General features: G+C 62.6%; 23 protein-coding genes. 16 read left to right on the forward strand and 7 right to left on the reverse strand.

What is annotated here, in order from left to right:
• Window positions 1-217: 217 nt before the first annotated feature.
• Window positions 218-613: a hypothetical protein gene (locus tag M3436_01445; protein ID MDQ3562840.1), complete on the forward strand. Its 396-nt coding sequence runs from the start codon at window positions 218-220 to the stop codon at window positions 611-613.
• Between the two features lie 18 nt (window positions 614-631).
• Window positions 632-1,042 carry a hypothetical protein gene (locus M3436_01450; protein ID MDQ3562841.1) on the forward strand — a complete coding sequence of 137 codons (411 nt, stop codon included), beginning with the start codon at window positions 632-634 and terminating at the stop codon, window positions 1,040-1,042.
• On the opposite strand, the gene M3436_01455 is transcribed toward M3436_01450, so the two are convergent.
• The gene (locus M3436_01455; protein ID MDQ3562842.1) at window positions 1,039-1,875 is read right to left on the reverse strand and encodes a site-specific integrase; all 837 of its coding nucleotides are present in this window, start codon (window positions 1,873-1,875) and stop codon (window positions 1,039-1,041) included. The genes M3436_01450 and M3436_01455 overlap by 4 nt on opposite strands.
• A 654-nt stretch (window positions 1,876-2,529) precedes the next feature.
• Between M3436_01455 and M3436_01460 the strand changes: the two genes are divergently transcribed.
• Together M3436_01460 and M3436_01465 are read left to right on the forward strand one after the other, a co-directional pair.
• Entirely contained in the window at window positions 2,530-2,925 is a 396-nt protein-coding gene (locus M3436_01460) for a hypothetical protein (protein MDQ3562843.1), read from the forward strand.
• Between the two features lies 1 nt (window position 2,926).
• A complete protein-coding gene (locus tag M3436_01465; GenBank protein ID MDQ3562844.1) occupies window positions 2,927-3,613 on the forward strand; it encodes a hypothetical protein in 687 nt (228 codons plus the stop codon).
• A gap of 520 nt (window positions 3,614-4,133) precedes the next feature.
• Here the strand turns inward: M3436_01465 and M3436_01470 are convergent.
• The 4 genes from M3436_01470 to M3436_01485 all read right to left on the reverse strand — a co-directional run bounded on the left by M3436_01470 (window position 4,134) and on the right by M3436_01485 (window position 5,109).
• The gene (locus tag M3436_01470) at window positions 4,134-4,400 is read right to left on the reverse strand and encodes a BrnA antitoxin family protein (protein MDQ3562845.1); all 267 of its coding nucleotides are present in this window, start codon (window positions 4,398-4,400) and stop codon (window positions 4,134-4,136) included.
• Window positions 4,384-4,677: a BrnT family toxin gene (locus M3436_01475; GenBank protein ID MDQ3562846.1), complete on the reverse strand. Its 294-nt coding sequence runs from the start codon at window positions 4,675-4,677 to the stop codon at window positions 4,384-4,386. Before M3436_01475 ends, M3436_01470 begins: the two co-directional genes overlap by 17 nt.
• Window positions 4,678-4,762: 85 nt before the next feature.
• Window positions 4,763-4,978, reverse strand: coding sequence for a hypothetical protein (locus M3436_01480; protein ID MDQ3562847.1), 216 nt, complete (start codon window positions 4,976-4,978; stop codon window positions 4,763-4,765).
• Window positions 4,954-5,109: a hypothetical protein gene (locus tag M3436_01485; GenBank protein ID MDQ3562848.1), complete on the reverse strand. Its 156-nt coding sequence runs from the start codon at window positions 5,107-5,109 to the stop codon at window positions 4,954-4,956. Before M3436_01485 ends, M3436_01480 begins: the two co-directional genes overlap by 25 nt.
• On the opposite strand from M3436_01485, the gene M3436_01490 reads away from it, so the two are divergent.
• Together M3436_01490 and M3436_01495 are read left to right on the forward strand one after the other, a co-directional pair.
• Window positions 5,095-5,544, forward strand: a complete 450-nt coding sequence (locus tag M3436_01490) for a hypothetical protein (GenBank protein ID MDQ3562849.1) — start codon at window positions 5,095-5,097, stop codon at window positions 5,542-5,544. The genes M3436_01485 and M3436_01490 overlap by 15 nt on opposite strands.
• A 2-nt stretch (window positions 5,545-5,546) precedes the next feature.
• Entirely contained in the window at window positions 5,547-5,735 is a 189-nt protein-coding gene (locus M3436_01495) for a hypothetical protein (GenBank protein ID MDQ3562850.1), read from the forward strand.
• A gap of 3 nt (window positions 5,736-5,738) precedes the next feature.
• Here M3436_01495 and M3436_01500 read toward each other — a convergent pair whose 3' ends face one another.
• Both M3436_01500 and M3436_01505 read right to left on the reverse strand, forming a co-directional pair.
• Window positions 5,739-5,930: a helix-turn-helix domain-containing protein gene (locus M3436_01500; GenBank protein MDQ3562851.1), complete on the reverse strand. Its 192-nt coding sequence runs from the start codon at window positions 5,928-5,930 to the stop codon at window positions 5,739-5,741.
• Window positions 5,908-6,228, reverse strand: a complete 321-nt coding sequence (locus M3436_01505) for a hypothetical protein (protein MDQ3562852.1) — start codon at window positions 6,226-6,228, stop codon at window positions 5,908-5,910. The genes M3436_01500 and M3436_01505 overlap by 23 nt, the downstream gene beginning before the upstream one ends.
• A gap of 60 nt (window positions 6,229-6,288) precedes the next feature.
• Here M3436_01505 and M3436_01510 point away from each other — a divergent pair, with 60 nt between their 5' ends.
• From M3436_01510 to M3436_01555, 10 genes are all read left to right on the forward strand, one after another.
• Window positions 6,289-7,914 (forward strand): S49 family peptidase, encoded by a 1,626-nt coding sequence (locus M3436_01510; GenBank protein MDQ3562853.1) that lies wholly within the window; start codon window positions 6,289-6,291, stop codon window positions 7,912-7,914.
• 150 nt (window positions 7,915-8,064) lie between these two features.
• Window positions 8,065-8,622, forward strand: coding sequence for a cytoplasmic protein (locus M3436_01515; protein MDQ3562854.1), 558 nt, complete (start codon window positions 8,065-8,067; stop codon window positions 8,620-8,622).
• A 35-nt stretch (window positions 8,623-8,657) separates the two neighbouring features.
• Window positions 8,658-9,599, forward strand: coding sequence for a Mu-like prophage major head subunit gpT family protein (locus tag M3436_01520; protein MDQ3562855.1), 942 nt, complete (start codon window positions 8,658-8,660; stop codon window positions 9,597-9,599).
• Window positions 9,599-9,982: a hypothetical protein gene (locus M3436_01525; protein MDQ3562856.1), complete on the forward strand. Its 384-nt coding sequence runs from the start codon at window positions 9,599-9,601 to the stop codon at window positions 9,980-9,982. Before M3436_01520 ends, M3436_01525 begins: the two co-directional genes overlap by 1 nt.
• A gap of 45 nt (window positions 9,983-10,027) precedes the next feature.
• The gene (locus M3436_01530; protein MDQ3562857.1) at window positions 10,028-10,330 is read left to right on the forward strand and encodes a hypothetical protein; all 303 of its coding nucleotides are present in this window, start codon (window positions 10,028-10,030) and stop codon (window positions 10,328-10,330) included.
• Between the two features lie 11 nt (window positions 10,331-10,341).
• Window positions 10,342-10,509, forward strand: coding sequence for a hypothetical protein (locus M3436_01535; GenBank protein MDQ3562858.1), 168 nt, complete (start codon window positions 10,342-10,344; stop codon window positions 10,507-10,509).
• Between the two features lie 6 nt (window positions 10,510-10,515).
• Window positions 10,516-10,929 carry a hypothetical protein gene (locus M3436_01540; GenBank protein ID MDQ3562859.1) on the forward strand — a complete coding sequence of 138 codons (414 nt, stop codon included), beginning with the start codon at window positions 10,516-10,518 and terminating at the stop codon, window positions 10,927-10,929.
• 39 nt (window positions 10,930-10,968) lie between these two features.
• A complete protein-coding gene (locus tag M3436_01545; protein MDQ3562860.1) occupies window positions 10,969-11,118 on the forward strand; it encodes a hypothetical protein in 150 nt (49 codons plus the stop codon).
• 97 nt (window positions 11,119-11,215) lie between these two features.
• Window positions 11,216-11,959, forward strand: coding sequence for a hypothetical protein (locus M3436_01550; protein MDQ3562861.1), 744 nt, complete (start codon window positions 11,216-11,218; stop codon window positions 11,957-11,959).
• 50 nt (window positions 11,960-12,009) lie between these two features.
• Window positions 12,010-12,405, forward strand: a complete 396-nt coding sequence (locus M3436_01555; GenBank protein MDQ3562862.1) for a hypothetical protein — start codon at window positions 12,010-12,012, stop codon at window positions 12,403-12,405.
• Window positions 12,406-12,419 lie beyond the last annotated feature (14 nt).

Below are 12,419 nucleotides of genomic sequence, written 5' to 3' on the forward strand. Positions count from 1 at the left end.
TAAAGGGTTTCTCACCTAACTAAGACTTACAGAAGCGCGTGAGGTTCGCTCCCATGATACTGACAGGCAGTAAAAAAGCAACTCCGCCAGGTATTCGTGCGCCGCGGGCTTTCGGTTATGCTGGCGCGAGGAGAGGTGGCTGAGCGGTCGAAAGCGGCGGTCTTGAAAACCGCTGTGGGTTTCGGCTTCCGGCTCACCCCATTCGGAGGTGAGAGAGATGTACGACGCAACTATCAGGGACCGCGTGAGAAAGGAAGTCAGAGCCCAACGTAAAGAGTTACAGGATCACCGGCGGCGCCGGCTCATGCGCGTCATCGTCGAGCGCTACAGTGGGTTTCAGGCGGCCTTGGCGCGGGCGGCTGGGGTAAGTGCCCAAGACCTAAATGCGGCCCTGAGCGCTTTGATCCAGTTTGGCGACTACCGCGCGCGCACGATCGAACAGGCGATCGGCCTGCCCTCGGGGTGGCTCGATAGGGACGATCCCCATCTCCCTAAAAATCTCAGTCCCGATCCGAAGCCGGTGGGTAAGCACACCGGAGTGCCCTCCAAACTTATCGCCAAGCTCTATCCAGAGAAGCGCAAGTTCAAGCGACCACAGCGCGTAGCGGCCTGAGCTTCGGGCGCACGCGCGATGCGCGCTCGACTGCGCGAGGGCTTCGCGCAGTTCTTTGCCAAACTCAAAGACCGCGCCTTAGAATGGGCCGCGACAGCTACCCTTGCGTCCATCCTTTCTGCCGTGTTCTTGGTGGAAGATTTCCTGGTTTCCTGGGTTGTGACCGTCGATTCGATCTGGATCGTGCGCGCCTTCATTGCGCTTCTGGCGGCCTATTTTGGGTTGGCGCTCTGGCTTATTTGGACGGTTCCGAGGCCTCAGTTCGACGAACTGAGCGGCACCTACATCGATCGCCACACCGGTTTGCACTACTGCACTCAATGTCGCAAGGAAGGCCATCGCGTGGAGCTGCGGAAATCGAAGACCGGCTGGCGTTGCTTCGGCTGCGGCACCTACTATCCAAAACTCCGGGACTCTAGCGAGGCCTAGCTTCCAAACACCCGCTCCAACGCCGCGCGCTTGGTCTCAATGCTCAGGTGCGCGTAGCGGTTCGCGGCCTGGACGGAGCGGTGGCCCAACACCTCCTGCACGATCTTGATGCTATGGCCGGCGTTGACCAAGAGGCTCGCTGTCGTGTGGCGCAGGTCGTGAAAGCGCAGATCCTCTAATTTCGCTCGTCGGCAGGCGCGCTTGAAATAATCGTACATCGTGCGGGCCTTGCATGGCAGGGGCAGACGCGCGACGGTATCAATCATCGCGGGCAGGATCGGGATGAGTCGGGGATCCCGGTTCTTCGAATCCCGATCCGGCAGCGATAGGCAATCTCCCCGAACGTTCGTTCGGTCGAGCGCGAAGATCTCCCCCTGACGCATGCCGGTGTAAACCGCCAACAGCACCGCATCGCGCGTTGGGCGGTGATCGCAGGCATCGAGTAGGCGTTCGACCTCGGCGAGCGTCAGATAGCGGTGCCGGGCGTTGTGTTCGGGATGGAGCGAGATGTAAATCGGACGCGCGAGCCATCCCCATTGCCGGTGAGCCAGCCGGGCGATGCGCCTCAACCAGGCGATACGCCAGTTGCAAGTCGCGGTGCTGAGATGTTGGTGGGCGGCGCGATAGTCCCAGGCGACCTCGGAAATCTCGGTCAGCCGCCGATTTCCGGCGAACCGCCGCACGGCCTCGAGGTGCGAGCGAGCCTTGCGGGGTTGCCGTAGCCGCGGCAGCTCCTCCGTGATGACTTTTTCGATGGCAGCCTTGATCCGATGCGGGTTTCCGCCCCGCCGGGCGCGCGCGAGCAGCGCTTCGATCTCGTGCAACACGTCCATGTTTCATCCCTGATGAGCAACGACATAGCGTCCCTCCTTAGACGATACCTTGAATTATTTGAATATTTGTCAAATAGTATGCATCAGAACCCTGCCCCGAAGGCGCGAAACGCCCGGGCGAATTAACGAGAGGGGAGGAAATTTACGGGTGCTGCCGCCGGGGGCCCAACAAAATTTCGCTACGCGCCTACCGAACCACGGTCATCGGACTGCGGGCGGAGCGTGGGGCAGAAATAGAAGCGGCAGCCGATCGGACAAACCGGCTGCCGCAGTACATGGATCGCTCTACACAGGATCATGAAACCGGCAAAAGGCTCATGAACACAAACTCCGCCACCCATCGCCGGGAGGGCAAATAGATGAAAAAGCCTATGCGGTTTAAGCATACCACGCTTCCGGCGCCGGACAATAGATCCCGGCGCCCTCCCCTCCCCCACGTCCCCCAGTTGCGCGGCCACCCTCCCGGCCCCCCAGCCGATTGGCCGCGCTTTTCGCCCGGCCGCGGTCCAGCTGCGGTGTTGTCCGCGGCCGGGCTTTTTTGGAGTCCTAGCGTGACGCAAAGGCCATGAGATCGAAGCGCAGGGATAAGCTCACGCGGCGGGCGCGGCGGAAGGAGACGCGGCGGCGCCATCCGAGCCGCAGGGCGGGGCGAAAGTGAGCGCGAAGAAGCGCCCGTGGACCGTGGAGCGGGAAACCAAGTACCTGATCAAGTTCATCAGCTCCGTCGGCTCGACCAGCAGATACGACGGCGCGTTTATCGACTTCCATGACGGAAGCACCGGAGTAATCAATAAGGCTGAGGGTGTTCGTTTCCTCGCCCTACCTGATGACGAGAAATATCGGCTCGTGCGCGCCCTTGTCCTGGCGATGCGTGACTGCAAGGCAGGAGTGACGACGACTTACGCGCGCAGCAAGACCGAGCTCGACCGCGCACAAATCCTGGCGCACATGTTCCGCGGCATGGACAGCCTTCCGCCCGTACCAACGGACTTCCCGCTCCTCGATTTAACCGGCAAGCCTGCCGTGCTGCCCCCCGGCCGGATCGCGTGAGATGCACGGCAAGGATCTATTCGCCGGCATTCCTTTCATCCGCTCGCAGCGCGGCATCCCGAAGATCCTCGACGAGACTAGGCGGCGGATTAAAAAATATGAGGACGACCCACTCGCGGTATTCCCTGAGCTAGCCAAGATCCGAGGCGGCAACCGCGTGCAATACAAGCAGCGCCGCCGGGCCTGCATGCGGGCGCTCGACTCGCTGCTCGAATTCATGCAACTGGTTTGCATGCGCGTCGGCGACTACAACGACGACGGCACGCTGACCGGCCGGCTGACTGCGGAGCTGCTGAAAATAAACGAGCTGCTCTCGGCGCGCTTCTACCGTGCGATGCGCGATCTGATAAAGGCCGGCCTCGTGACATCGACACAGCAGCGCATTCCGCAACCAGACGGCACGTGGACTTGTTTACCCGCCATTCGCGTGATCCTCGATGTGGTTTTCGCCAGGGTGGGCATGCTGGGGTGGCTCAACCACGAGCGACGGCGCGCCGCGCAGCGCTTATTCAAGCGAGTACGGAAGGCCGCCATCAAGGCCGCGAATGCGCTCAAGAAAAGAGCACAGACGTTTTTCCGCAAGGCAAAGAAAAACGCCACCCACATCCTTAAGGAGCTTCGCGCCAAGCACCCCGAGTTGTCCGCAGAGCAATTATTCGATCTCGTTAAGCTCGCGCAAGCGCCGTAAGCGGCGCGTCCCGTTCCGTTCCTTTCGGTTTTTTTCTTCGAGGCCCACCCCTCTATAGGCCCCGCTTGGCCTGCTGCCGTCTAACACCTTTTGCGGCGCCCTGGCGTGCACTTTTTGCCGGTGATCGAAGCGCGTTTTCCCATCAATCGAGGCGGCCGGACGGCCGCCGCTTAGCCTCGGCTTGTGTTTTGGCACACTAAAGTGATCTACCGGCTAGGCCGGAAACGGCCATAACTGATCGTCCGGCTGGCTGAGGAAATTAGAAGGTGATCACGAAGGTGATCTTCATTATTCAGATCAATACATTACAAAAGAAAAGGAACCGGCCAGGCGGTGACAGGCCCCCGGCTTACGACAAAGCCACCGGCCCGCCTGCCGGTAAGTATTCAATTCAGCCTACGGGGTTGATATGACGAGAGAGCACGAGGCCGTGCCCAGCCGCCTAAGACGACGGCAAGGCCGCCGGCGCGACTACCGCCGGCAGTAGAAGCAAATCAGGGCGCCGGCGGGCGGCGTGGGCTCAAGTCGTCACGGCCTGTTCCAGAGCCTCACGGATGAACCGCTGATAAGGAATGCCGCGCTTCCTCGCGTGCTCTTTCACGGCAGTAAGCAACGGCTCCGGCAGGCGCATGTTGACCCGCGCGTCCTTTTTCTCGAACTCGAACCGCACTGGCTTGAAACCGGACAGGTCATAGTCGGTCAGGTCCGCCTCTTCGATGAAGCGCTCGGCTGCCTTGTCCGTTCTCAGGAGCGGCAACTTCTTCAGTTTTTTACGTTTGTCGTTCATAGTGGTCTACCTCTCGTTGGTGCATGTAGCGGGCGCTGATGGGCCGGATCAGGGTGTTGTCGCCGTGCTGCCGGAGCGTGAACGCAACCAACAGCCATCGCCCGGCTTTCGTCGTGCCGATGGCTCGCAGGCGCTGTTCCTCCAAGGAGTGGTTGGGATCGGCGTAAACAGCCGGCCCGTCGCGGAACAGCCCTTCGATCTCAGCAATGGAAACGCCGTGCTCCTCACACTTGGCCCGGTTCCCCGTATCCCATTCAAATCCCGCAACGATGCTCATAATCTAGTATGCACTTATGTATGTACGTTTGTCAACAGGCGTGCCCGACCGACACGGGCATACCCATGCTTAAACGCAGCGAAGATCAGGAAACCGGCGGCCGCCGGCAGCCAAAGCAGATCAAGGTGCCGGCCGGCACCCTGACGTATTCGCTCAGCACCCGCTCCTCCGTGAGAGTCTCGCCGGTCTTAGAACTCCCGTCCGGCCGCATCCGATGCTTGCGGCCGCAAAGAACGCAGGGGCGATACACCGGGGCGGGTGGTTTGAAGCGATCGGTCACGGCCGCGCGGCCTGCGGCCACACCTTCATGACCTTCAGCCGCGAGGCGTGCTTTTCGGCCTGCGCCAGGTCGTAGTCCATCTGCATCCCAAGCCATAAGTCCGCCAGATCGGGATGGGGCTCGAGCTGCCCTACGAGGTGTTGATCAAGCATTACACGAGCTCGTATTCGGCCGCCCGCGCGGCGCTTCTCGAAGCCTGGGCGTTTTTCCGCTGCCGCCGGGACTGGCTCGCGACCGATCTTTGCCAGCCGATCTACGAGACTTGGATGGATGAGGCCGTGGCGCGCGGGCGCATCGATGCGCCGGGCTTCTTCGACGATCCCATGCTGCGCCATGCCTGGCTCGGCTCCCAGTGGGTCGGCGATGGACCGGGAGCGATCGACCCCTTGAAGGAGGTCGGCGCCGCACGCGAACGCGTCGAGCTCGGGATTTCGACCTTGGCCGAGGAGACCATGCTCCACGACGGCGGTGACTGGGAGACGAAACACGCCCAGCGGGTGAAAGAACACAAGCTCCGGCAGGACGGCGGGCTCGTCGCGCTGCCCGCGCCGGCGGCACAGGAGACGCCTGAAGAGGAGGCAGCTTAGGAATGGACGTCATCAAACGGTACTTGCGAGCGCGGCTTAAAGAACCGTCCAGTTGGAGGGGCCTGGTCCTGCTCTTGACCAGTCTCGGGGTCGGGATCTCCCCCGAGCAAGCGGACGCCATCGTGGCCGCCGGCCTGGCCGTCGCCGGCGCCATCGGGGCGCTCGCGCCGAGTAACCCTGAATCGAAATAAACGCTACCGCGATACTTCTTTCCTCGGCCAACCCTTCGGCCGATCCGGGGGCAGAATTTTGAGCGGCTGGCGATACCACCAATCGCGGCCCCTTAATTCGGCGCCGGGAATGCGCCCGGCAGCCGCCAGCCGCCGCGTCTGCGAGGGGGAGAGCTTGAGGGCCACGGCGGCCTCAGTCGTGGTGAGCAGCTTCATCGCGGCTAAGCCGGAATGCCCACGCTAGGCAGCGCTCGAAGTCACCGAGCCATTCCGTCGCGTCCATGTGCTGGGTGATCCCCGCATCCAGCGCCACCGCGACCCAGGGCTCCGGCGGGCAGCGCTCGGGATCGGTGACGACCGGGGTCTTGCCCCAGCGGTGTAGCTCCCGCCAGAGCGCGGCGCCGCAACGGCTGTGAGCCGCCACACCCGGCGGTCCCGGGATCGGGACGGTCCGAGTCGGATCCGCGATGAGCGCATCAATGAGGCCGCGGCATGCGGCCGCTAGCGCGCACAATGTCAAGGATTATTTTACTGAGCCCGCCGACGCGGGTTTTTTATTTAGCGAGGCCCAAGAATGAAAGAACGACGCGACGCAGCGTGGAAGAAGGCCGCGGCAGCGTGGCTCGAAGCCAGCGCGGCAATCGATGCCGCGAAGGCCAAGATTATCGAGCTGGCAAAGGCAGAGAGCTGCTACGGCGCGGGGGTGAAACACCAGCGCACCCCGCAGGCCGGTCGAGTCGATTACACCAAGGTTCCGGAACTTGACGGCGTGGACCTCGAGCCCTACCCAGGGCGCGGGCGGATTTCGGACCACCGTCTCGGCTATCTGGAGGCTGATATGGAACATCGACGCATTTTAGATTTCGTGCTAGCTCAGCACTGGGCAATTTGCCCCGAGGTGCTCGAGCAAATCCTCGCCATTGCGCGGGGCGAGAACGAGTCTCCCGAGGCGGTCGCCGACAAGCTCGGCCGCCCGCTCCAGAACACCCGCACGGTGACACACCGCGACGGGGTGGCCGTGATCCCGGTGACGGGGCCGGTCTTCCGCTACGCGAATCTGTTCACGGAAATTTCCGGCGCGACCTCGGTCGAGGTCCTGGCGGCCGACTTCCGGGCCGCGATCGATAACCCCGATATCCGGGGTGTCGTGCTTGAAATCGACTCTCCGGGCGGGCAGGTGGCCGGGATCTCGGAATTCGCCGAGCAGGTCCGCGCGGCGAGCAAGCCCGTCGTGTCGTACATCTCCGACCTCGGGGCCTCGGCCGCCTACTGGATCGCGAGCGCCGCCGGGCGCGTCGTCATGCGGGACACCGCCAGCGCCGGATCGGTGGGGGTGGTCGCGACGTTGCGCCGCGGGAAGCAAGACAACACCATCGAAATCGTCTCCTCGCAGTCCCCGAAGAAGCGCCCCGATCTCGATACCGAGGCAGGCCGCGCCGAGCTGCAAACGGTGATAGACGACATCGCCCAGGTGTTCGTGGAAAAGGTGGCCGCCTATCGCGGGGTCAAGGTCGAGCACGTGTTAGCGCACTTCGGTCAAGGGGGCGTGATGGTCGGCGCGAGCGCCGTCCGCGCGGGCCTCGCCGACGAGATGGGGTCATTGGAAAAAGTCATCGCCGGATTGACCGGCAAATCAAACTTACGAGGAAAACTTATGGCAACGAATAACGACCAGGCGTCGGTGGCGCCTGCCGCAGATCACCCGGAGCGGATGACCCGCGAATTTGTCGCGACCAACCACCCCGAATTGCTCGCCGCTCTCCTCGAGGAGGGCCGCACAGAGGGATTAAAGCAGGGCTTGACCGAGGGCCTCGATGCCGGGGCCGAGATCGAGCGTGGGCGCATCCAGGCCGTCAAGGCAGTGTCCCTGCCGGGCCACGAGGCGCTCATCGAGGCGCTGATGTTCGACGGCAAGACCAGCGGGCCTGACGCCGCCGGCCGCGTCATAGAAGCCGAAAAGGTCAAGCGCGACGCCCGGCTCCAAGCCATCGCAGCCGATGCGCCGAAGTCAGTGCCGCATGCGGTCGCGCCGGTTTCCGGCGAGGCGGCTGACGCGAGCCTGCCGCTCGAGGAGCGCTGCAAGCGCGCCTGGGAGCGCGATCCCGAATTGCGGGGCGAGTTCCGCGATAATTTCAAGGCCTATCTCGCCTGGAGCAAGGCGGAAGCAGCTGGCACGGCCAAGGTATTGCGCCGGGGCTAACCATCGGGCAATCCACGGTAAGGGCAACCACAAGGGTTGCCCCTACAGGCTACAGGCCGGCCCATGTGTAGGGGCGCCTCTTGTGGGCGCCCTGTTACAGAATCCGATTAACACCCGCCTCGGCGGGTTTTTTATTTCTAGGAGAACCATATGACCACACTCGCAGTAGACAAGCCCCGCGCCTACGAGCTCGGGGATGTAAACGAACTACCCGTCGTCGCCGCGGACATCATCTACGAAGGCGCGGCCGTCGGAGACAACGGCTCAGGCATTGCCCGGCCGCTGGTCGCGGGCGATCCCTTCCGCGGCTTCGCCGTCGAGAACGTCGACAACTCCGCCGGGGCCGCCAGTGACAAGACCGTCAAGGTCAAGAAAGAGGGCGAGCTGGTGCTCCCCATCACCTCGCTTGCGATCACCGATGTCGGTAAGCCCGTCTATGCCTCCGATGACGACACCTTCACCCTGACCGCGGGCAGCAACAGCCACATCGGGCGGGTGGTGCGGTGGATCGCCACCGGCTCGGGCGTGATCGCATTCTCTGCGGTCCGCGGGGCGGCTGGGCTTATCACGCCGCTCACCGACAACTCGGGCGGCACCGCGTCCAACACGCTCGCGGCTATCGAGGGCACCTACACCGAAGCGACCATCGAAAACACGGTCGCCTCGCTGGCCGCGAAGGTCAACGCACTGATCGCGATGCAGAAGTAATTCAACCCAAACACAAGGAATAGAGGACTTACACCATGGGTGCAAAATCACTAGGCAGCCGAGCCATCATCGGCGAATTTTACGCTCGGCTCGAGCAGAACCTCGGCAATACCTGGGTCCCGCAAGTGTCGATGCTGTTCCAATCCGACCAGGAGTCGGAGAACTACAAATGGCTGGGCCAGGCCCCGGCAATGCGCGAGTGGATCGGCGGCCGCCAGGCGAAAGGCTTCCGTGAGAACGGGATGGTCATCGCCAACAAGAAGTACGAGTCCACGCTCGAGGTGCCGGTGGACTGGCTGCGGCGCGATAAGACCGGCCAGATCATGGTGCGCATCGACGAGCAGAGCGAGCGGGCCAATGCCCACTGGGCCAAGCTCCTCAATCAGCTCGTCCTCGATGGCGAGTCAAAGGTCTGCTACGACGGCCAATTCTTTTTCGATACCGATCACTCCGAAGGCGACTCCGGCACGCAGGACAACGACATCGCGGTCGATGTCACCACGACCACCGCGCCCACCACGGGCGAGATGGAAACGGCGATCCTCAAGGGCGTCCAACAGATCATCGGGTTCAAGGACGACCAGGGCGAGCCCATGAACGAGAACGCTCAGAAATTCCTCGTCATGGTGCCGGTGCCGTTCATGTCGGCGGCCGCCGCGGCGCTTGGCAGCAGCATCATCGTCGATGCCTCGACCTCACGCTCCAACACCATCCTGACGCTCTCCTCGATGGCCGGATTCCAGATCGCATTGGCGGTCAATCCGCGCTTGACCTGGACCACGAAGCTTGCGGTGTTCCGCGCCGACGGCTCGGTGGCGCCCTTCATCCGCCAGGAAGAAGAGGGGATCACGGTGGACGCTATCGCCGAGGGCTCCGAGGAGGAGTTCAAGAACGATCGCCACCTCTACGGGATCAAGGCTATCCGCAACGTCGGCTATGGCTACTGGCAGAAGGCCTGCCTCGTCACGTTAACCTGATGGCTAACTACCGAGTCATCGCTGCCTCGGTCAACATCCATGCGGGTGTCCTGGGCCTGGAACCTCACCAGGCCCGGGCGCGCCTGCACCGGCTGAAACCGTGCGGGGGCAACCGTTACGAGGTCATCGATCCGCCCGTGGCATTCAAGCGCGGGGAGATCTTCGAGTACGAAGGCGAGCTGCCGAAGTCGCTTGTTGAAAGCGTCGCCGAAGAGGGCAACCACGAGGGTTGCCCCTACACCCTGACGGCCGGGGACCGACCAGACGATCCTTTCCCGGTGATCGATGCCGAGCTCGCCACCGAACCAGGGCCCGACGATGGCGTGGCCGCACCGCCGCCGAAGCGCAAAAAAGTCCCTCGTGGCGCAAAACAGGCCGCGTAGGACGCCCGTGGTGGCGAGATCTCGATCGAGCCAAGGGTAAGCCCCATGGCCTTCTCCGAGAACTTGGCCGCTTTCTTCTCTACGGCCGATTTCGCCGCGAGCGCGACCTGGACGCCTTCGGGCGGCGGGGCACAGCAGACGGCCGAGGTGATCCTCGATACACCGGATCAGGAGCTCGTCGACGGGCGGGTGCTCTCGCGCGAGTACGTAATCACCTACCGGGCGGATCAGTTCGTCGGGATCAAAGGGGCCGAGACGGTGACGGTCTCCGGCACGGCCTACACGGTGCGCGAGGTCACGGCCCTCGAGGATGGCCAGATCATGCGCGCGAGCCTGCGGAAAAATTAAGGGATCTGATTATGCCTGTCATACATTATGTTCGAGGCGCCATCGGCGCCTTTTTTATTTTCACTGGCTTCGCGGTGTTGGCCGGCGAATCTTTGTGCATGCTTGGCTTGGCCGGGACCCTGATGCTGATCGCCCTGTTGATAATGTGGTTTGCGGTCACGGGCATGTTTTCGCCGTGATAACCGATGGCTAGCCGGCGGGAGCAAATCATCGAGGCCCTGCGGGTCAAGCTCGCGACCATTCCGGGGATCACGACCTACCGCTCCAGGCTCACGGCCATTACCCGCGCCGAGGGACCGGCGATCGTGCTCCAGCCGGCCGAAGAGCAGATCACGAAGCGCAATAACGATCTCTCCGAGCGCGAGCTCAACGTACAGGTAGAGGTCATCGCCCGCGGCCAGACGCCGGATCAAGCGGCTGACGCCTACGCGGTCAGCGCGCAGGCGAAAGTGATGGAAGACCAGACGCTCGGCGGACTGTGCTTGCTCCTGCGCGAGCAGGGCACGCAATGGCTGATGGTGGAGAGCGATCTCGACGCAGTGGTCGTCTCCACGCGCTACACGATTCACTACCGAACCGCGGCCAACACGATTAATTAGGGCGGCCACAAGGGCCGCCCCTACCCTGAGGACATCACCATGTACGTCACGTTGCTGAAAACCCTGACCTATGCCGGCGCCGACTTTGGCCCCGGCGAAATCGTCAACATCGAAGACAAGGACAGCGCCGCATGGCTCATCTCTATCGGCGTAGCCGAAGAGACGGGCGGCGTAGCCCTCATCAATTAAACGGACTGTAGGGGCAACCCTTGTGGTTGCCCGACACACAGGGCGCCCACAAGGGGCGCCCCTACAAATCAATTAACCCAACCGAGAGGTATTCGCTATGCCGTATTTTTCCGGCCAGGGGAAGGTCTACGTCGCAACCGCGGCGGCAGGCGTCCCCGGTGTATTCCGTCACGTGGGCAACTGCCCGATTCTCAATGTCCAGCTCGAGACCGATGTACTCGAGCACAAGGAAGCCACGACCGGCCAGCGCTTGGTCGATCTGCGGATCATCCGCGGCAAGACGGCCAAGTTCAGCTTCACGATCGAGGAGTTCGACAAGGACAATTTGGCGTTAGCCCTCTACGGCGCGAGCTCCACCATCACCGGGAGCACGGTCGTTGCCGAGGTGTTCCCGACCGTCGCGGTCGGCGATTACGTCAAGACCCTGAGGCAGAAGCTGAGCTCGATTGTCGTCAAGGATTCCGCCGGCTCACCGGCCACGCTGACCCTCGGTACCCACTACGAGATCACCAGTGCCGATCACGGGACGATCAAGTTCATCAACCTGGCCTCCTTCACCCAGCCCTTCAAGATCGACTACACCTATGCCACGGTGACGAACGTCAACATGTTCACCCAGGGCTTCTCCGATCGCTGGCTGAAGTTCGACGGATTGAACACGGTCGATACCAACAAGGCCTGCCTCATCGAGCTCTTCAAGTGCTCGTTCGATCCGGCCTCGCAGATCGATTTCATCAACGACGACATCATGAAATTCGAGCTCAACGGCGGTGCGCTCCACGACGCGACCAAAGCGGCGGATGCGGTGCTCGGTACGTTCGGCCGGATGATCCTCACCTAATAAAACGACCTCTTAGGGCAACCACGAGGGTTGCCCCTACAGGAGATAACATGATGGACCAGCTCGAGACGATCTATCAGCCCAAGGCACTCGATGTCACGGTGGGCGGCGAGACCATTTCGGTCAAGGCGCTCACCGTCGGTCAGATCCCCGCTTTTGCCCGCGCCATCCGGCCCTGCGCTCCCGCCCTTCAGGGCGGGGGGGCCGATTGGCTCGCGCTCCTCGCCGATCACGGCGATGCCATGATCGATTCGGTCGGCATCGCGACCGGGCTCGATGTCGAACATCTCTACGGGCTCCCGCCCGATGAGTTCGTGGCGCTCGCCTCCGCGGTCATGGAGGTCAACATGGATTTTTTCGTCCGCCGCCTCGCCCCAACGGTGAGCGCGGCCGCCGAAAAGATGATAGCGGCGAGTGGGGCTGGGGCGATGCCATCCAAGCACTAATCCAATCGGGTCAT

The organism is Pseudomonadota bacterium, from assembly GCA_030859565.1.
Lineage (GTDB): Bacteria > Pseudomonadota > Gammaproteobacteria > JACCXJ01 > JACCXJ01 > USCg-Taylor.